General features: G+C 63.1%; 16 protein-coding genes. 8 read left to right on the forward strand and 8 right to left on the reverse strand.

All coding sequences use genetic code 11. The features are described from left to right. Window positions 1-57: 57 nt before the first annotated feature. Window positions 58-1,245 carry a transaldolase gene (tal, locus tag A0U93_RS04000; protein WP_245825087.1) on the reverse strand — a complete coding sequence of 396 codons (1,188 nt, stop codon included), beginning with the start codon at window positions 1,243-1,245 and terminating at the stop codon, window positions 58-60. Between the two features lie 231 nt (window positions 1,246-1,476). On the opposite strand from tal, the gene trpS reads away from it, so the two are divergent. Both trpS and A0U93_RS04010 read left to right on the forward strand, forming a co-directional pair. Next, window positions 1,477-2,472: a tryptophan--tRNA ligase gene (gene trpS / locus A0U93_RS04005; protein ID WP_077806207.1), complete on the forward strand. Its 996-nt coding sequence runs from the start codon at window positions 1,477-1,479 to the stop codon at window positions 2,470-2,472. Between the two features lie 20 nt (window positions 2,473-2,492). Next, on the forward strand, window positions 2,493-2,909 hold the full coding sequence (locus tag A0U93_RS04010; protein WP_077806208.1) for a secondary thiamine-phosphate synthase enzyme YjbQ: 417 nt from the start codon (window positions 2,493-2,495) through the stop codon (window positions 2,907-2,909). A 4-nt stretch (window positions 2,910-2,913) separates the two neighbouring features. Here the strand turns inward: A0U93_RS04010 and A0U93_RS04015 are convergent, their stop codons facing one another. The 5 genes from A0U93_RS04015 to A0U93_RS04035 are packed head-to-tail and all read right to left on the reverse strand — an operon-like array spanning window position 2,914 to window position 6,945. Next, window positions 2,914-3,651 carry a ribonuclease T2 family protein gene (locus A0U93_RS04015; RefSeq protein WP_077806209.1) on the reverse strand — a complete coding sequence of 246 codons (738 nt, stop codon included), beginning with the start codon at window positions 3,649-3,651 and terminating at the stop codon, window positions 2,914-2,916. A 5-nt stretch (window positions 3,652-3,656) separates the two neighbouring features. Further along, window positions 3,657-4,499 (reverse strand): S-formylglutathione hydrolase, encoded by an 843-nt coding sequence (gene fghA / locus A0U93_RS04020; RefSeq protein ID WP_077806210.1) that lies wholly within the window; start codon window positions 4,497-4,499, stop codon window positions 3,657-3,659. A gap of 39 nt (window positions 4,500-4,538) precedes the next feature. After that, window positions 4,539-5,270, reverse strand: a complete 732-nt coding sequence (locus A0U93_RS04025; protein WP_077806211.1) for an SDR family NAD(P)-dependent oxidoreductase — start codon at window positions 5,268-5,270, stop codon at window positions 4,539-4,541. A gap of 50 nt (window positions 5,271-5,320) precedes the next feature. Further along, on the reverse strand, window positions 5,321-5,830 hold the full coding sequence (locus A0U93_RS04030; protein ID WP_077806212.1) for a prolyl-tRNA synthetase associated domain-containing protein: 510 nt from the start codon (window positions 5,828-5,830) through the stop codon (window positions 5,321-5,323). Then, on the reverse strand, window positions 5,830-6,945 hold the full coding sequence (locus A0U93_RS04035; protein ID WP_077806213.1) for an S-(hydroxymethyl)glutathione dehydrogenase/class III alcohol dehydrogenase: 1,116 nt from the start codon (window positions 6,943-6,945) through the stop codon (window positions 5,830-5,832). Before A0U93_RS04035 ends, A0U93_RS04030 begins: the two co-directional genes overlap by 1 nt. A gap of 139 nt (window positions 6,946-7,084) precedes the next feature. On the opposite strand from A0U93_RS04035, the gene A0U93_RS04040 reads away from it, so the two are divergent. The 6 genes from A0U93_RS04040 (at window position 7,085) to A0U93_RS04065 (ending at window position 12,154) form a co-directional block, all read left to right on the forward strand. After that, on the forward strand, window positions 7,085-7,960 hold the full coding sequence (locus A0U93_RS04040) for a bestrophin family protein (RefSeq protein ID WP_077806214.1): 876 nt from the start codon (window positions 7,085-7,087) through the stop codon (window positions 7,958-7,960). Window positions 7,961-8,012: 52 nt separating this feature from the next. Next, window positions 8,013-8,603 (forward strand): CarD family transcriptional regulator, encoded by a 591-nt coding sequence (locus A0U93_RS04045; RefSeq protein WP_077806215.1) that lies wholly within the window; start codon window positions 8,013-8,015, stop codon window positions 8,601-8,603. Window positions 8,604-8,773: 170 nt separating this feature from the next. Then, window positions 8,774-9,574, forward strand: coding sequence for a glucose 1-dehydrogenase (locus A0U93_RS04050; RefSeq protein ID WP_077806216.1), 801 nt, complete (start codon window positions 8,774-8,776; stop codon window positions 9,572-9,574). 50 nt (window positions 9,575-9,624) lie between these two features. Beyond that, window positions 9,625-10,020 (forward strand): response regulator, encoded by a 396-nt coding sequence (locus A0U93_RS04055; protein ID WP_077806217.1) that lies wholly within the window; start codon window positions 9,625-9,627, stop codon window positions 10,018-10,020. An 11-nt stretch (window positions 10,021-10,031) separates the two neighbouring features. Beyond that, window positions 10,032-11,516 carry a tetratricopeptide repeat protein gene (locus A0U93_RS04060; protein WP_077806218.1) on the forward strand — a complete coding sequence of 495 codons (1,485 nt, stop codon included), beginning with the start codon at window positions 10,032-10,034 and terminating at the stop codon, window positions 11,514-11,516. Further along, window positions 11,513-12,154 (forward strand): nucleoside/nucleotide kinase family protein, encoded by a 642-nt coding sequence (locus A0U93_RS04065; RefSeq protein ID WP_077806219.1) that lies wholly within the window; start codon window positions 11,513-11,515, stop codon window positions 12,152-12,154. The genes A0U93_RS04060 and A0U93_RS04065 overlap by 4 nt, the downstream gene beginning before the upstream one ends. Here A0U93_RS04065 and A0U93_RS04070 read toward each other — a convergent pair. Both A0U93_RS04070 and A0U93_RS04075 read right to left on the reverse strand, forming a co-directional pair. After that, window positions 12,148-16,329 carry a translocation/assembly module TamB domain-containing protein gene (locus A0U93_RS04070; RefSeq protein WP_077806220.1) on the reverse strand — a complete coding sequence of 1,394 codons (4,182 nt, stop codon included), beginning with the start codon at window positions 16,327-16,329 and terminating at the stop codon, window positions 12,148-12,150. The two genes, A0U93_RS04065 and A0U93_RS04070, sit on opposite strands and share 7 nt — an antisense overlap. Further along, a complete protein-coding gene (locus tag A0U93_RS04075) occupies window positions 16,329-18,254 on the reverse strand; it encodes an autotransporter assembly complex protein TamA (protein ID WP_077808318.1) in 1,926 nt (641 codons plus the stop codon). Before A0U93_RS04075 ends, A0U93_RS04070 begins: the two co-directional genes overlap by 1 nt. Window positions 18,255-18,484: the final 230 nt, after the last annotated feature.

An 18,484-nucleotide genomic window follows, 5' to 3' on the forward strand; every position in this document is an offset into this window, starting at 1 on the left:
AGGTTTCACGCGGCCGGACCTGATTTTGGCCGGCCGCGTTTCAACAACTATCCCGTATCAGGCCGCAAGCGCCTCGATCTTGCCTTTCAGAACGGTATGCAACTTGTCGAAAGCCTCGTTGAAGCCCGCCAGACCGTCTCTCAGCAGCTTGTCGGTAATCGCATGCAGGTCGATACCGCCCTTCGCCAGCGCATCAAGTTTGGCTTTGGCATCGGCAACGTCGATCACCATCGGTTCGGACGGATTGCCATGGTCGCGAAACGCCTCGAAGGTCGGTAGCGGCATGGTGTTGACCGTATCGGGCGCAATAAGCTCATCGACATAGATCACATCGCTGTAGGTTTTATCTTTGGTGCTGGTGCTGGCCCATAACAGGCGCTGTGCGTTCGCCCCGGCAGCGGCGAGGTTCCGCCAGCGGTCGGAGCGTGATACCTCCTGCCAGTGCGCATAGGCGAGCGTCGCATTGGCGATGGCGATCTTGCCGCGCAGGGCGCGCAGAATATTCGTATGCACGTCCTTCGCGGCAATTTTCCGGTCGATCTGCTCGTCCACCAGCAGATCGACGCGCCCGATATAGAATGACGCGACGCTCGCGATCCGCGACACATCCTCCCCGTCGGCGACACGACGCTCCAGCCCCTTGATGTAGGCATTGAATGTCTCGTGATAGGCTTTTTGCGAAAACAGCAGCGTGACGTTGGTCGAGATGCCATCCGCCGTCGCTTGCTCGATCGCCTTTGCGCCGGCGGGTGTCCCCGGAATCTTGATCATCAGATTGCGGCGGTCGACCGCCTTCCACAGACGACGCGCCTCCTTGATGGTTCCTTCCGCGTCATGCGCCAGATGAGGCGAGACCTCGATGCTGACATGCCCATCCTGCCCCTTGGAGGATTCGAAGACCGGATGGAGCGTATCGCAGGCGGCCCGGATATCCGTAACCGCAAGCTCCTCATACAATTCACCGGCTCCGACCTTGCGCCGGGCAAGGATCGACTTGATCTGTGCATCGTAGGCATGGCCGTAGCCCATCGTCTTCTCGAAGATCGCCGGATTGGACGTCATGCCGCGCAGGCCGTCTTCTTCCACCAATCGTTTAAGTTCGCCTTCTTCGGTATGCGTGCGATTGATGTAGTCGAGCCAGGGCGATTGACCGAGCGCCACCAGCTCCTTCAGGGGATTCCGCGTTTTCTGGTGGGGTGCTTTCTGCAACATGGCGTCATTCTCCGCTTCATCGATCAGGATCACCGCAAGGCCTGTCGTGGCGGCAATCGCAGGTCATCGATTTGATTGTGACGGGTCGAGCGTAAGGCCGTGTTTTGCTGTTTCGAAAGGCCGAAAACCCTAATCTCCCCGGCATGTGAGAAGCGTGAATCACACGTAAGGGAATATTAAGTTACCGATCCAAATCGGTCCTGCGCACGAATTCGCTTCCCGGCGCCATTGACCATCCGGCAAACGCATCCGAAAACATGCTCCATGCAACGTGTTTTTTCCGGCATCCAGCCGACCGGCGTCCCGCAACTTGGCAACTATCTCGGTGCGATCCGCAACTGGGTCACGCTCCAGAACGATCATGACTGTGTCTTCTGCCTCGTGGACATGCATGCGCTCACAGTCTGGCAGGATCCGGCCGCGCTACGCGAGCAGACGCTCGGCCAGACGGCCTGCCTGCTGGCTGCCGGCATCGATCCGACGCGCCATATCCTCTACAACCAGTCCGCCGTCTCGGCGCATGCGCGTCTGGGCTGGCTGTTCAACTGCGTGGTCCGCCTCGGCTGGCTCAATCGCATGACGCAATTCAAGGACAAGGCCGGCAAGGACCGCGAAAATCATTCCGCCGGCCTGTATGTCTATCCAAGCCTGATGGCCGCCGATATCCATGCTTTCCACGCCACGCGCGTTCCGGTTGGCGACGATCAGCGCCAGCATCTGGAACTCGCCAACGACATCGGCCAAAAATTCAATCACGACTATGGCGTCGATTTCTTTCCCGTAATCGAACCGCTGATCCCGCCGGGTGCCGCGCGCATCATGAGCCTGAGGGATGGCACAAAGAAAATGTCGAAATCCGATCCTTCGGCGCAGAGCCGCATCGACATGACGGACACGCCGGACGAGATCGCCCTGAAGATCAGGCGCGCCAAGACCGACCCCGAGCCGCTGCCGTCCGAGGAGGCCGGACTGGCAGGGCGGCCGGAAGCCCGCAACCTCGTCGCCATCTACGCCGCCATGTCGGATGAGACGTCCGCGCAGGTTCTGGCGCGCTTTGGCGGAGAGGGCTTCGGCCCCTTCAAGAAGGCCCTGGCGGAGGTGCTGGTGGCCAAACTCGGTCCCGTCGCCGACGAGACGCGTCGGCTCCTGCGGGATCCCGGTCACTTGCAGGCGATCCTGTGCGACGGCGCCTCAAGAGCGGAGGCCATCTGCGAGCCGATCGTCACCGAGGCGGAACGCCTGGTTGGGTTCCTCCGTTAACCGGCGGAAGGGAGAACGGCATGCGACAGGCTTTCCATCGCCTGACGGTCGATACGCGCGGCAAGGGACTGACCATGATCACCCGGCCCATCTGCGACTGGGTGAACGAGACGGGCATTTCGGATGGGCTCCTGACACTCTGGTGTCGCCATACATCGGCGTCCCTGACGGTTCAGGAGAACGCCGATCCGACGGTCCGTCGGGATATCGCCGATTTTTTCGAAGACCTCGTGCCGGAATCGCGCCACTACGTGCATGACGACGAAGGCCCGGACGACATGCCCGCGCATCTGCGTTCGATGCTGACGGACATACAGTTGACCATTCCGGTCATGGACGGCCGCCCCGTGCTGGGTACCTGGCAGGGAATCTATCTGTTCGAACACCGCCGCCAGCCGCATCGCCGGGAGATCGTGCTGCATCTCCTCGGCGAATGACCGCTTACCAGCGGCGCAGCAGGAACTGTGCCGGACAATTGTCCTGCGGCTCGGGCGACGCGATATAGGCAGCCGCCTTCGGGAACACATCCAGCCGATCCGGCCGAAGTGTGAACCACATCTGGGTCAGCACCACGTGTCCCTGATGGTCCCGGCTGCATTGCAGTTGCAGTGCACGTGGCGTGACATTGCCCGTGGCCTGATCGAAGAACGACAGCATTGCGGCGTGCGACACCATCGTCCCGGCCCGGGCGGACAACCATGCACCGATCGCTGACTGTGCGAATTTCAGCCGTAAAGCGGCCGCCGTGGCAAAAAACGGTCCAGGCTGATAACCGAAACAGCGTGCATGCTTGTTGAACTCATGCGGCACGAGCGGATGGGTCGTATGCGGCACGATCGTCGCAAGCTGGTTCTGCAACGGTGCATCCAGTATCGGCGTGACATCCTGTTCCTGCTCAAGCAGGGAGCAACCGTCCCGCCACCACGCCTGCACGGGAATGTTGCGCGCTTCCAGCGTCCCGGGCTCGGAGGCCCACAGCCCATGCAGGCCGATGAGCGGGATACGCGGCTGATCCGGCAAGCAACCGCTTCCAACCGCACAGAAGCCGGGTTGCCAGGTCAGGGCCAGCGTATCGTGATGAAAATCGGCATGCGCCGTCGGATGCAGTGCCGGCCCCTGCGGCGCCTGCGTCGCGCAGCCGGCCAATAGTATCAGGACGCCGAAAACATAACGCAGCATGATCGTCAGCTTTTCAGAATGAGCGCATGGTGCGCCATATGATCTTCAATGAATGTCTGGATGAACCAGTAAGAGTGATCATAATGTGCCTGCCGGCGCAAATTCAGCTCCTGCCCGGCAATCCGGGCAGCGTCCTCGAAGACCTCCGGCTGCAATTCGCGGGCGAGGAACTGATCCGCCAGCCCCTGATCGATCAATATCGTTTCAGGGTGCGTCCTTCCTGACCGAAGCAGCGCCGTCGCGTCCCATGCGTCCCATGCCCAGCGGTCCTCGCCCAGATAGGCACCGAACGCCTTCTCTCCCCATGGGACGGCGGCGGGATGCACGATGGGCGCAAACGCGGACACCGATTTCCAGAAACCGGGTGCGCCGAGAGCATGCACCAGCGCGCCATGGCCGCCCATGGAATGACCCATGATGCCCCGTCGCGCACCGTTCAACGGGAATACTCCTTCCGTCAGGGACGGCAATTCGGAAGCGATATAACTGCCCATGCGATAATGCGCCGCCCATGGCGGGCGCGTGGCATCCAGATAGAAACCCGCCCCCGTTCCCAGATCGTAGGCATCGTCCTCCCCCGGCACATCCGCGCCTCGCGGCGATGTATCCGGCGCGACAAGCGCAATGCCATGTTGCGCGGCGAACCGCACGATATTGGACTTGATCAGGAAGGTCTCGTGATTGCAGGTCAGTCCGGCCAGAATATGCACAACCGGCACGGACGTGCCTGACAATGCCGCCTCCGGCAGGAACACGCCGAATGCCGCCTCCAGCCCAAGTACGCTGGAGGCATGCCTGTAGAAGCCAAGCCGGCCACCACAGCAATACGTTTCGGAGAGTGTTTCCATGATCGGTTTATCTTTCAAGCAGTTCCTGCCCACAATGCGTCAGGCGCAGAGACCGCCATCCACGGTCAGGACGGTCCCGGTTACGTATCGGCTCGCGGGTGACGCCAGGAAGGACACGGCGCCCGCGATATCGCCCACCGTGCCATAGGCGCCCGTCGCCACGAAGCTGCGCAACACATCCGCCGCCTGCCCGTCAGCGGGGTTGAGTTCGGTATCGATCGGACCAGGCTGCACGACATTGGCAGTGATGCCCCTGGGTCCGAGATCACGCGCAACCCCACGCGCAAAGCCGGGCAATGCCGCCTTCGTCGCGGAATAGACCGAAATTCCGGGAAACGGCGACCGCTCGCCGAAGGCCGATCCGATGTAGATCAGTCGCCCGCCCTCGCGCATGTGCTTTACCGCCTCGGCCGTCTCGACCATCACGGCCCGCACATTCAACGTCAGCGCGCGGTCGATGTCCTCGACGGTCATCGTCTCGATCAAACCGTAGGGATAGGTGCCGGCGTTGCAGACCAGCGCGTCGATCCGGCCGAATGCGGCGACGGTTTGCGCGACGACCGCCCTGTTGCCATCGATGGTGCTGCCATCCGCCTGGATCGCCAGCGCTCGCCGCCCTTTCGCGCGGATGATGTCGGCCACTTCCGCGGCGCGTCCCGCATTGCTCGCGAAAGAAAAAGCGACATCGTAACCGTCTGCGGCCAACGCTTCGGCAATCGCCGCACCGATGCCGCGGCTTCCGCCGGTTATGAGTGCAATACGTTCAGCCATGAATCGATCTCCCTGTGTTCCGGTATATCGTGATGTTGGATGGACGCCGGTCAGACGAAGACCGGCTGTTCGGGACTACCGTCGAAAACGAGAACGAGCGGCTCCACGTGCCATGCCTGGAGAATACGACGCAGATCATCCGTCGCGACAACCCATGTCCGGGTATTATCGAGCGGATGGCAGGTGATGGCGTCCGCATCCAGCAATTCGGCGTCGATGGCAAAACGGACCTGACGTTTCCGATCGGCGATCAGGCTGAGCGGTCCCAGCGAGCCCGGCTCCGTCGCCAGAACCTCACGCATCAGGTCCGGCGAACCGAAGGAAAGCCGCCTGGCGCCGAGCATCGGGGCCAGCGCTTTCATGTCCACCTGTCGTTCCGCCGGCAATGTGACGAGAAACAACGAACCCCTGGCATCCTTGAGGAACAGGTTCTTCGTATGCAGCCCCTGCAATCCGGCATAATGGGCATAGGCATCCCGCACGGTGTGGACCGGCGGGTGCGTGACCTCTTGAGGACAGATACCCAGACTGGCCAGAAACTCGCTCAGCGCCGACTGCATCAGAACTCCACCACCGAGCGAATGCTTTTGCCCTGCGTCATCAGATCGAAACCATGATTGATCTGGTCGATGGTCAGATGCTCGGTAATCAGGCTGTCGATGTCGATACGGCCGTCCATGTACATGTCGACGATCCTGGGCACGTCGGTCCGACCGCGCGCCCCACCGAAAGCCGAACCGATCCAGCGTCGTCCCGTCACCAGCTGGAACGGGCGCGTGCTGATCTCCTGTCCCGCGCCCGCCACGCCGATCACGCAGCTGACGCCCCAGCCGCGATGCGCGCACTCCAGCGCCTGGCGCATCAGCTTCACATTGCCCACGCACTCGAACGTGTAGTCCGCGCCACCGCCGGTCAGTTCCACCAGATGACCGACCACGTCGCCGTTCTCGCCCAGATCGGCCGGATTGACGAAATCCGTCATGCCGAACTGCCGCGCGATCTCCGCCCGCGCCGGATTGAGGTCCACGCCGACGATCTGGCGCGCGCCCACCATTCTGGCGCCCTGAATGACGTTCAGCCCGATGCCGCCCAGGCCGAACACCACGACCGTCGAATTGGCCTCCACCTTCGCGGTGAACAGCACGGCGCCGATGCCCGTCGTCACGCCACAGCCAATGTAGCAGACCTTGTCGAACGGAGCGTCCGAACGGATTCTGGCCAGGGCGATCTCGGGCAACACCGTATAGTTCGCAAAGGTGGAGCAGCCCATATAGTGATGCACGGGCTGCCCCTTGTAGGAGAACCGCGTCGTGCCGTCAGGCATCAGGCCACGGCCCTGCGTTGCGCGGATCGACGTGCACAGGTTCGTCTTGCGCGACAGGCAGGATGGACACTCACGGCATTCCGGCGTGTAGAGCGGAATGACGTGGTCGCCCGGTCGCAGATGCTTCACCCCAGCGCCCACCTCTCGCACGATCCCGGCGCCCTCATGCCCCAGGATCGCGGGGAACAGCCCCTCCGGATCCGCGCCGGACAGCGTGAACTTGTCGGTATGGCAAAGACCTGTCGCCTTGATCTCCACCAGCACTTCGCCCGCGCGTGGACCTTCCAGCTGCACGGTGTCGATCACCAGAGGTTTGCCGGCTTCCAGCGCCAGCGCCGCGGTCACGTCCATGGCAACGATCCTTCTCTTCCGTGGTCACGATGTCTTGCGCCATACGACAAAGCATGACGACTCTGGTTTCAGACAGTGCCGTCTCGCCGCGTGGATGCCAAGATGGCGTCATGCTCAACTTTACAAGGACATACGCGCATTGATCGTCGATAAGCGTCACGGCCTCTGGATCCTGCTGCGCGAAACAGCACCGCCTCTGCTCATACTGGCGATATGGGACACGATCGTCGTCGTCATGTTTCAGATCTATCATCAGGAATGGATGGAGCAGCCGGCACTGCCCATCTCCCTGATGGGGTCTGCCCTCGCCCTGTTTCTGGGCGTCCGCAACAACGCCGCCTATGCCCGCTGGTGGGAAGGCCGCACGCTCTGGGGCGCGGTCACCAATAACTGCCGTTCCTTCGGGCGCGAAGCGGCATCGCTGCTCGGCGGTCGCGCCGATCTGGCAAGGGCCATGGCGGCATATCCCTATCTGCTGCGCGTGGCCCTCGCCGGGCTGGAGGCGGGTCCGGACGCCAGGCGCCTGCTAGGCCCCGAGATGTATGCCCGCGTCATGTCGCGGAACAACAAGCCGAACGCCCTGCTCTACGAGATCGGACTGGGCGTGGCGGAAGAAGTGGAGAAGCGCGGAATCGACGGCGCCGTACACGGCACGGTGGACCGCATCCTGTCCGATCTCGCGAACGCGCAGGGCGGTCTGGAACGTATCCGCAATACGCCTTTGCCGGTACAATATTCGGTGCTGCCGCTGCTGGTGGTGCATGTCTTCTGCATCGTGCTGCCACTTTCCGCGGTTCAGACGCTGGGGTGGATCACGCCATTGGGGTCCAGCCTGGTCGGCTTCCTGTTTCAGGCGCTCGACAAGAGCGGTCGCGACCTGCAGACACCGTTCGTGCCCAGCCCGCATGCCCTGCCGATGCTCGCCATGTCCCGCAACATCGAGATCGATCTGCTCCAGCCGCTTGGGATGGAAGTCGGACCGCCGATCGGCGGCGTGCACGGAATCCAGCCGTAGGTTCTGCCGAAGCAACAAGACAGGGCGGGGATTTTGTGCTACTGTCCCGGCCATGAACACGTTCAAGACGCCTCCCAAAGGAGGCATGACCGACGCGATGGCGCGCAGTGCCGCCGCGTTGACCGCCTCCCAGGCTGACAGCCACGGCGACAACAACGACCCGTTCGAGGAAGGCGACTCAATCGTCTATGCCGCGCACGGTGTCGGTCGCGTGGACCGGATCGGCGTGGACGAGATTGCCGGAACGAAACTGGAGATTATCCAGATTTCGTTTCCTGGCAACCAGATGACCCTTCGCATCCCCCTCTCCAAGGCGCGGAAATCGGGCCTGCGGAAGATCGTCACGCGCGATATCGTCGAAAAGGCGATGACGATCATCAAGGGCAAGCCGCACGTCAGCAAGGGCATGTGGGCGCGCCGGGCAGTGGCCTATCAGGAGAAGATCAACTCCGGCGACCTTATCCAGATTGCCGAAGTCCTGCGCGATCTGCGCCGCAACGTGGACAGTCTCGACGGCAGCTTCAGCGAACGCAAACTGTTCGAGGCAGCGCAGGAACGCTTCGTTTCCGAAGTCGCCGTACTGGAGAACAAGGAACCGGCGGCAGTGCTGCAATCGCTCACCGAAACGATGAAAGCGGCCTGACCGCACGCATCCTTTCGTCGCATGTTGCGTTACCCCCTCCAATGTCGCCACATCTGATGCAAGCCGCTTGCGGGTCCGCTCATCGGATGTGGCAATTCTAGACAGGGTATCTTCGGGAGAAACGGCCTGCCGTTTTCGTCCGGTTACCCTGCTAAGTGAGGGAAAGAACCATGCCCGCTCCCCAGCGAGACCGCTTCAGAGGTAAGAACGTGCTGATCACCGGCGCTTCCCAAGGTATCGGGGAAGCCGCCGCCCTGCGCTTCGCGGAAGAAGGCGCGCGCGTTGCCGTCAACGGTCGTCACGAAGACAAGCTGCGCGCCGTCGTCGACAAACTGCCGAAGGTCGATGCAGGGCCGCATGTCGTAGCAACGGGTGACATGTCGAAGGAAGACGATGTCGACCGTGTCATGCGCACAAGCCTGGATGAGATGGGCGGACTTGATGTCCTGATCTGCAATGCCGGCATCATGCGACCGAGTCCGTCGGAAGACATCACACTCGACGATCTCAATGCCGTTCTTGCCGTCAATCTGACGAGCGTCATCCTGTGTTCGCGTGCGGTGCTGAAATACTGGCGTTCGAACGACCTGAAGGGGTCGATCCTGGTCAACAGTTCCGTGCATCAGGAAATTCCCAAGCCGCAATACCTGGGATACTCAGCCAGCAAGGGCGCGGTCGGCAATGTCGTCCGGACACTCGCGCTGGAATACGCGGCGCATGGCATCCGCGTGAATGGTGTCGGTCCGGGTGCGATCGTGACCCCGATGAACGATGCCTGGGTGCATGATCCCGAACAGTACAAGACAGTGTCCAGCCATATCCCCATGGGCCGTCCCGGTGAAGGACGTGAGATTGCCGACGCACTGACCTTCCTCGCCTCGGAAGAGGCCTCGTATATCACCGGACAGATGCTCTACGTGGACGGCGGTCTGACCCTCTACGCCGATTTCCAGAAAAACTGGTCATCGTGATCGATTGCAGGCCGTTCGACCCTGTTCTTGTCAAGGATTGAAAAACTATCATGGCTGCGCCTCTCTCGGTTCTGGTCGTCGAGGACGACTTTCTCATCCGTGCCTGTCTGACGGAATTCCTGGAGGACAGCGATATCCATGTGCTGGAGGCTGAAAGCTGCGCCGAAGCCTGGAGGCATCTGGATCAGTCCGGACCGATACATGCCGTCGTGACCGACATCTCCCTGCCGGATGGCAATGGAAAGAACCTGAGCATGGATCTCCGCGCACGGTGGCCGGAGATGCCGGTCATCTTCACCAGCGGCCATGGCGCATCCGTTTACGAGAAAACAGAAATCGCGCCACCGCATGATCGCATTGTCACCAAGCCCTACCCGCTCTCCGCCGTGCTGGATGCCATTCATGAACTCACCGGCACACATCAGGATCGGGTCCCTGCGCAGTAAGGCGTAACGCCGTGGAAAATGACAGTGCGGCGCTCGACAGGCATACGATACGCGCTCTTTTCCATCAGGGCCGATACGATGAGGCGGTCGCCCTGGCCATACCGCTGGCACAGATCGATCAGCTTGCTCCTCATCCGTTCTCGGCGCTGCTCGACGATGCCGTCGCGCAGGATCGACGGCTGGAATACCTGATGCTGCTGGACAGGATCGGGCAGGCGGCGGCTCAGGACTGCCGGCTCCTCGATCTTCGTGCCATCATCCTCCAGCAGATCGGGCGGCTCGACGAAGCGGAAAGCACCGTACGTCGTGCCCTGGTCGCCCGACCGCATCATCTTCCCAGCATCAACCTGCTGGTGTCTATCCTGACGCAGGCCGGACGGTTCGAAGAAGCTGAAGCGATCCTTCGCGCGCAATACCGGACGCTCCCCGACGACCCGGCGACAATCGCCAATCTTGCCGTCATCATGACGGCGCAGAACAAATTCGCCGAGGCGTTACAACTGTATCGGGAGGCGATCGCCCACGCCCCGACCCACGCCCAGATCCGCCTGAACCATTCGATCGCCCTGCTGAAGGCCGGGTATTACACACAAGGCTGGGCGGAACACGAGTGGCGGCTCGATCTGCCCGGCCACACCAGCCTGCCGCGTGAAACCGCGCTGCCCAACCTGACGCCGGACCTCGACCTTGCGGATCGGCATGTCCTGCTGACGCAGGAAGAAGGACTGGGCGACACGTTGATGTATCTGCGTTACGTCCCGCTCCTGGCCGAACGCGGCGCACGCGTCACCATCTGGGGCGCTGAAACGCTGGCCGACATGATGCGCCGCGTGTCTGGCGTGGAACGGGTTCAGGTCGGCGGCGATACGCCCGATTACGACTATCACTGCCCGTTCATCAGCCTGCCACGCGCATTCGCCGCCACATCGACGCCCTTCGGTGTGGACGTGCCCTATCTGACAGTCGATCCGGCAAAGCGCGCGACATGGGCCAGACGCATGCAGGACGACCGTCTCCTGCGTGTCGGCGTGGTCTGGGCCGGTGCACCACGCCCCACCAATCCGGACGCCTTCATGCTTGACCAACGGCGTTCGATGCCACTTTCGGCCCTTGCACCGTTGTTCCGGTCCCGCAGCGCGACCTTCTACAGCCTGCAAAAGGGGCCGGCGACGGAACAACTCGACATCACGCTACCGGAATACCGACGGGTCGTGGACTGGTCGGACAGCCTGAACACCATGGACGATACGGCTGCGCTGATCGCCAATCTGGACGTGGTCATTTCGGTCGATACGTCTGTCGTCCATCTCGCCGGTGCGCTCGGCAAGCGCGTTATTTTGATGGATCGCGTCAACCCATGCTGGCGCTGGCTACATGACCGGACAGATAGTCCATGGTATCCGGATCTGACGATCGTGCGCCAGAGCATGCCGTGGCAATGGTCGGACGTCGTGCAACGTGTGGCGGCTTTATTGCGCAAGGAACGCCGAAAATGACGGAATTCAACGAAGCATTGGCGCGCGCGAAAGCCCTGCTTTCCCGAGAGGACGCGGAGCGTGTCATTCTCGGCCTCGCCGGACCGCCGGGGAGCGGCAAATCCACACTGGCCGCACGTCTGGCGGTCGAGTTCGGCGATACGGCGATCGTCGTGCCGATGGACGGCTTCCACCTTGCCGACGTCGAACTCGCCCGCCTCGATCGGCGGCAACGCAAGGGCGCGCCGGATACTTTCGACGCCCACGGCTTCGTCGCACTTCTTCGCCGCCTGCGCGAGGAGACGAACCATATCGTCTATGCCCCCTTCTTCGATCGCCGCATCGAGGAGCCGATCGCGGGCGCGATCCCGGTGCTGCCGGAGCACCGGCTTGTCATTGTCGAAGGCAACTATCTGCTTTGCGAGGGCGCATGGTCACCGGTCCGTCATCTTCTGGATGAAGCCTGGTTCGTGCAGACCGAGGCCGTTCTTCGTCATGGCTGGCTTCGGGACCGGCATATCAGCTTCGGTCGCACGCCTGCCGATGCGCAGGCATGGATCGCCGCCACGGACGATCCCAATGCCCGCACCATCGAGGCCACTTTGCCGCATGCGGACTGGGTGTTCGATAATACGCCGCTCGAGGTCGACCCTCAGTAATCGAACCCGTAGCTCAGTCCGACGCTGGAGCCCGGATCGTTCTCCGGCGTCGTAAAGCCCGTCACCTGCCCGCCCGTGCCCACCGTCGTGTTCAGCTTCAGGCGGCGCGTCAGGTCGACCTGCACCTGCGCCTGCGTGCCGGAACCCGATGTCGCCTGCTTGGCGCCGACATACACGCCCTTCATGACGTATTTTCCCGCCTCCAGACTGGCACCGCCGTTGTTGACGCCACTTCCGCCGCCGACTGCCAGACGATCCAGCCCGAGGGCATTGCGTACCTTGCCGAGCGGATCGAAAGCCGAGCCGCCCGTCAACTGGGCGACGGCGGTCGCCAGTTCCGCAAGCTGCGTGGTCGACAGCTTGGCCGTCGTCGTGCCGAACAGCAGCATGGCCAACACCTGATCCCGCGGCTGTTCGGGGATAGAGCGGAAGTCGATCTTCGGCGCGCTGGCGTAGCCGGTCACCAACAGACTGGCCAACGTGCCTTCCACGTTACGATCCGCCCGGAAATCCAGCGTCGGGTCGAGTTTGTGCGTCACGCCGCTGCCGTTGAAGCCGACGCGGCCATGCGTGAAGTTGAGGTTGACGCCCGCCAGGTTGAAATTGCCGCGCCGCAGATCAAAGCCGCCATCGACCACCGGCGCGGAACTCACGCCCCCGACATGCAGCTTACCCATCATCTCGGCATCCAGCCCATGCCCGCGCACGAAGAACTCGCCGGGTGACACCACATTCACGTCCAGCCCGATAATCATGCTCGAGGTCGAGACGGCCTGCTGTTCGCCCGGACGGATCACGTTGAGCTGCGGCACGGAAGCCGGCATGGAATTGGGAATATTGATCGTCGCCGTCGGGATGCGCACGTTTCCGTCCACGTCGATCCGGGTCGTCGCCTGACCGTGAATGCGCAGCGCCGTATCGATTGTCGCCGTCAGCAGATCGCTGGCAATCGGCTGCGCGCCCTTCGAGTCCACATGAATATCAAGCGGCATACCCGGCCGGAACGCGCCGATCGTGCCGTTCAGCGCGATGGTGCCCGTCCCCGCGTGCGCCAGTATATTGTCGACCGTGACGCTGTCCCCGGCGGAGGTTATCGCGCCGTTGATGCCGTAAAGCCGCACGCCCTGCGCATAATCATTAAAGCTCGCATCATGCAGATCGATACGCCCCGTGGCGCGCGGCGCAGCCATCGACCCGCTTACACCCATATCGATCGCGACCTGTCCCGCCACGGCACGCCCCTGCGCCCCCAATATCGCATCCGCAATCGCCAGATCGACATGCCCGTTGGCCTGCAAGCCGATGCTGCCTGTCTTGCCCGTCGGCACCGTGCCACGAACCGTCAGATCCAGCCGACGACCGGCGTTCAGGGCGGCATCGATCCGCGCGCTGACGCCTTGCAGCACGGCGTTGGCATCTAGCGATGCCGCCGGCAGGGACGCCGCCGGGCCGGTCTGCATTTTCAGGCCGCGCGCCTTGAGCGCTATTGTGCCGGTCGGTTTCTGCAACGTGCCCGCAACGCGGGCCTGACCGCTGATCGTGCCCGATGCCGCCAGGTTCGGCGCAAAAGGCTTCGCCAGCGCGGGCGTCACGTTATCCAGACGCACAGCCAGGTTCAGCGCGGGTTTGATCGTTCCGGACAGGTCGATGATCGCGGGGCTCACGCGCGGGGGCGCGACCGTCAGGCGCAGATGATCGACTCCCGTTTTCTCGCCGAACGACACCAGACTGGGCCCGGAAAGATTGAGCGCCTCCCCCTTCGCCACGGCGGCAAGACGTGCAACCCTCACCTCCTTCCTCGGCAGGTCGAGGCGCAACGCGGTATCGAGACTGGCCGGGGCACCCGCGACATTCTGCAAGGCAGCGCGCGCCGTCACATCCAGACCCGAGAGTTTACCACGCGCCGTTGCGTTGGCGCTGCCCGTGATCCCTTGCACCGCAAGACCCGCCGTCGCCAGCTTGAGGTCAAAATCCGGGTCGTCCGTCGGATCGGCAATCCTGCCACCCAGATTGATGCGATCCACGCGGGCGATTGTCGATTGGAGCGCACCATCCAGAAGGACGGCGACGGAAGCCGGACTTTGCGGATCGAGCTGCGTCGTATGCACGCCGAGCGTCAGATGACCGCCGAGTTTCTGCCCGGCGAGGTTGCTGAAATCGGCCAGACGTCGAACCTGGATATCCAGATCGCCAAGAGGCACCTTCGCCCCGGACGGCAGGGTCAGTGCGCCCTTACCCTGCATGCTGTTCCAGGAGAGGTTATGCAGATCGACGTGCAGCGCTCCCTTGTCGTCACGCGCCACCGCCGTATCGAGTGCGAGCCTTGCCCTGTCGAGGGTCCCGTCCGCCGTGATCGTGCCGCTTGGCGCGCCCGGCAGATGCGCGAAAGCGGCATCCAGGGTAAGCGGTCCCTCCGGCACACTGTTCGTGCCGAAAACGCTCGCCAGATGTGCCTTGGCGGAAAGATCGTCCGTCGGACCTTCGGCGTGAAGAGCCAGATCGGCATACCCGCGCAGGCTCGGCGCCACCTTGGCCAGATCGGTGATCGACAGGGTGCCGTCGCTGGTCACGACGGTCTTGTCGGCAACTTCGATTGTCGCACGATCGGCGAGATGCAGCGCCTGACCATCGACCGCCAGCTGCGTGACATCGAGGGTCCGGCTGGTCTTGTCACCATGCTGCCGCGTCGTCATCGCCGCATCCAGCGCCAGCCTGCCATCCGGACCGATCAGTCCCACCGCTTGCGCCATCCCCCCGGTCAGGCCCACATCGCCACGCAACCGCAGCGTCAGCGCGTCGGATGCCTTGACCGGCATGGCATAGTCCACATGCAGCACGCCGTGCCCATGCAGATCGACATTCCCCAGTCGGGCCAGCGGCACGAGATCCGGTAACGTCAGATCGATCGTACCCTGCGGCGCGGGCTTCAGGTGCGATCGGGTCTGCGCCTGAAGCAGTGGGTGCGACACTGTCAGGGTAATCGGAAAACCCGCGCCATTCGGCTGGGCAATCAGATCCGCGACAATCGGTGCGCTGGCCAGAAGGGTCGGCTGCGAACCGGGGATGCGCGTCCCCTGCGACGTCAGATGCAAGTGCAGTCGCGTCGCCAGCGGATCGGCGCCTTCCTGACCGTCGAAATCCGCGCGCAGATGTTCGACCCCCGCGCCGGAGGCCGACAGCGCATCGACATCCAGCGCACCCTGCCCGAGCGGCGCGCTCATCGGGCCATGCAGTCGGGCATCGAGCGCGAGATTGTTCCAGCCCACGCCCGGCATCGGTGTCATGGCGGGCGCATGGGCCCTGATCGCAAGATTGACGCCCTTCCCCAGAAGGTCGAGCCTGCCGCCGATCGCCGCCGTGACCGGTCCGGCCTGCGCACCGAAGTCCAGCGCCACGTCACGCAGGGGGCCGTTCAGATCCAGATGCAGGTCCGCCGGATCGAATTGCGGCAGCTTGCCGACATGCGTGATGAACCCGCCCGCCCCATCCTGCGCCGTCAGATGCAGATTGATGGCCCCGCGGGGGGTCGCCGATGTCAGGCTGATGTGACCCGGCGCGTCCAGACGTCTGAGTTCAAGCGCGATATCCGTGCGCGGCAGCGCATCGAGCGCCGGCCCATCCAGCAACGGTGCGAGATCCTGCACATGCAGCCGCCCGTCGACGGCAAATTCGGCCGGCACACCGGCCAGCGCCGCACCGATCGACAGGCGACCGACATGCAGGGATGCCAGATCGATGCGCAGGGACAGGGATGATTTGCCACTCGATGGCCTGGATGGCGCCGTGCTGCTGGCCGAAACAGGCTGACGCAGGATCGCCAGACGATCCATCGTCAGCGCGTGGATATTGACGTCCTTGTGCAGCAGCGAGAGCGGCGACCAGGCGAGATGCAGCGCATCGATCGTCAGCCAGGCGCCATCGGCGTCGCGTACCGCCAGATGTCGGATATGCAGGTTTTGCGGAAAAGTCCCGTGGAACCCCTCCAGCGCCACCATGCCACCGGAGAGCGATCCGGCTTCACGTTCGATGAAGCGCTGGCCCGGTCCGATATTGGCGCCGACGAGGATGATCGCCAGTACCAGCGCGATCAGCCCGCCGGGTATGGCAAGCAGCAGGATCGCCGCCCATTTCGCGATGCGGCGTCCACGACGGTTCGGATGCACATCCCCGGCCATCAGAACGTCTCCCCGAGACCGATATAGAGTTCCCACTTGTCGCCATGCGGCGGGCGGTTGGCGGGTAGCGCCACGTCCAGCCGCACCGGACCGATCGGCGTATAATATCGCACGCCCGCGCCGTAGCCGACTCGCAGCGTGCCCTGGAACGGGCGACTCCCGGCACCGACCTGACCGGCATCGACGAAGGCCGCCGCGCCGAAGCTTTTGCCGAAGCGCTGCCGATACTCCACCGTTCCGGCGTCCAGCGATGTCCCGCCGATGCCGTATTTACCGTATTGCGGCCCCACACCCTGATAACGGAAGCCGCGAACCGTTGCCGGACCACCAGCATAGAGACGTTGGTCCGGCGGAATCTGATAGGTCGACGCACCCTGAACAGAACCGACGAGGCCGCGCACGGCGATCACGCTGCGTCCGGGCCGGGTCAACCCGAGACGGTGCAGATCGAAATAGGTCGAGGCCGCCGCACTCATGATGGTGAAGAACGCATCACCGTGCTCCAGCGATTCGGAAGGCGTGACATTGGCATTGAACCGCATGCCGTGTGTCGCCGGGTCGATGGGGTTGGACAGGTCCGTATTGTCGAACGTCGCGCTCAAGGGGACGGAGGCGATGAAATAGTCCCGCGTATCGCCGAACTGGCGGATCGCTTCCTGCTCGACCGAAAGACTGCCCGCCACGCTCCAGTGCCGCGTCAGGCGTCTTGTGATGCCGCCCCGCACGAGCAGTGCTGTCTGATGATAGGAATAAAGCAGCTGCCGGATGCCCTCGACCCGAAGGCTGAGGTTCTGGTCGCGGCGAAAGAAATCGGGTTTGAGGAAATCGGCGTAGACGTCGTAACCGAGCCCCTGTTGTGCGGTGCCCCCTACGCCGGTAATCAGCGCCGTCAGTTTCAGCTGCTCCGCGGCGCCCAACAGGTTATGGTGGGTCCAGCTTGCGCCCACGCGGCCGCCGAGATCCGTGGAATAGCCGATCTGCGCCGAGACCGTATGCCGCTTGGCTTCCTGAAAGGTGAAATCGAGCGGCATGCCCTGGCTCACGCCGGGTGTCGTCCGACCGTTGGCTAGCGCAACGAGCGGCGGCTGATTCCTGACGGCCACCGATGCGAATACGCCGACGGCAGCCAGATCCTGACGCGCCGCCTCGATTGTGGAAGGCTGATAGAGCTGGCCTTCATGAATGGTCAACCGGCGGCGCAGATAACGCTCCCGGACATGCGACAGGCCGCTGAAGTGGATGGGGCCGATATCGACGACCGGCCCCATGCCGACATGAAACGTCAGATCGAGCGTTTGCGTGGCAGGCCGGAGATAGGCAACGGGCGCGGAGACATTGGCCTGCGCATGGCCTTCTTCCTGAAGCGCCGTTTGCAGGTTGCCCTGCGCGGCCAGGATGTCGGATGCCACGGCCGGCTGGCCTTCCCTGAGACCGAATGCCGCACGCTGCGCGGAATCGAGTGTCACCGGTGTTGTGCCACCCGTTGGACCGGCATTCTTCTGATCCTGCACGGGTCCGCTGGCCAGCGTGATATGGCCGATCCTGAAGACCGGACCCGACTGCGTTGAAATCGTAATGGTGGCCCTGGTGCCCTTCGGCAGGTCCTGAAGCCATTGCGGCAGGGAAGGATCGCGTCCGTCCACGCTTTTGCTACCCGGCGCGGCCACGGAGATCGTCACCGCCCCATCATAATGCCCGAGACTTTCCAGCGCACCCTTGATCCGGTCGTAGTCACCACGGATACGCCCCGCCAGCGCATATGGTCCGACAGCCGAAGTTTTCTGCAGGGACAGGAGAGTGGACGACGCCTGTATCATGCCATCCAGGCTGGCGTCGCCGGACGGTTTGACAACAACCGCATAGCCCTGCGGATCGGCAGCCTGCGCTGTCCCGAATGGAAAACCAGGTCCGGATGCCGCCCGCATCCCCAGCAGCAGGAGTGCCACGCCGCCACCGAGCAGCGCTCCATTCCACACCCGGCATGACGGACGATGACGGTCGCCGACCCGCCACACCGGTGCGACAGGCCTGATGTATGGCGTACGGCTCTTTTTCACCGTGTCTCCCAACAGCAAGTCATGAACGGATCGGATCGCGCGGTATGGGCGACGATTACTGACATGAACGTCTCTTCATGGGCCGCAAGCCGCAGGCC

Origin of the sequence: Neoasaia chiangmaiensis (assembly GCF_002005465.1) — a bacterium.
Taxonomy (GTDB): Bacteria; Pseudomonadota; Alphaproteobacteria; order Acetobacterales; family Acetobacteraceae; genus Neoasaia; species Neoasaia chiangmaiensis.

Bases quoted from the DNA above. Each gene is read 5' to 3' on its own strand.
- A0U93_RS04035 (WP_077806213.1), bottom strand. From the start codon at position 6,945: ATGGACGTGACCGCGGCGCTGGCGCTGGAAGCCGGCAAACCTCTGGTG.
- A0U93_RS04025 (WP_077806211.1), bottom strand. From the start codon at position 5,270: ATGGCTGAACGTATTGCACTCATAACCGGCGGAAGCCGCGGCATCGGT.
- A0U93_RS04075 (WP_077808318.1), bottom strand. From the start codon at position 18,254: ATGCGGGCGGCATCCGGACCTGGTTTTCCATTCGGGACAGCGCAGGCT.
- A0U93_RS04065 (WP_077806219.1), top strand. From the start codon at position 11,513: ATGACGGAATTCAACGAAGCATTGGCGCGCGCGAAAGCCCTGCTTTCC.
- A0U93_RS04050 (WP_077806216.1), top strand. From the start codon at position 8,774: ATGCCCGCTCCCCAGCGAGACCGCTTCAGAGGTAAGAACGTGCTGATC.
- A0U93_RS04055 (WP_077806217.1), top strand. From the start codon at position 9,625: ATGGCTGCGCCTCTCTCGGTTCTGGTCGTCGAGGACGACTTTCTCATC.
- trpS (WP_077806207.1), top strand. From the start codon at position 1,477: ATGCAACGTGTTTTTTCCGGCATCCAGCCGACCGGCGTCCCGCAACTT.
- A0U93_RS04045 (WP_077806215.1), top strand. From the start codon at position 8,013: ATGAACACGTTCAAGACGCCTCCCAAAGGAGGCATGACCGACGCGATG.
- A0U93_RS04010 (WP_077806208.1), top strand. From the start codon at position 2,493: ATGCGACAGGCTTTCCATCGCCTGACGGTCGATACGCGCGGCAAGGGA.
- A0U93_RS04030 (WP_077806212.1), bottom strand. From the start codon at position 5,830: ATGCAGTCGGCGCTGAGCGAGTTTCTGGCCAGTCTGGGTATCTGTCCT.
- fghA (WP_077806210.1), bottom strand. From the start codon at position 4,499: ATGGAAACACTCTCCGAAACGTATTGCTGTGGTGGCCGGCTTGGCTTC.
- A0U93_RS04070 (WP_077806220.1), bottom strand. From the start codon at position 16,329: ATGGCCGGGGATGTGCATCCGAACCGTCGTGGACGCCGCATCGCGAAA.
- A0U93_RS04015 (WP_077806209.1), bottom strand. From the start codon at position 3,651: ATGCTGCGTTATGTTTTCGGCGTCCTGATACTATTGGCCGGCTGCGCG.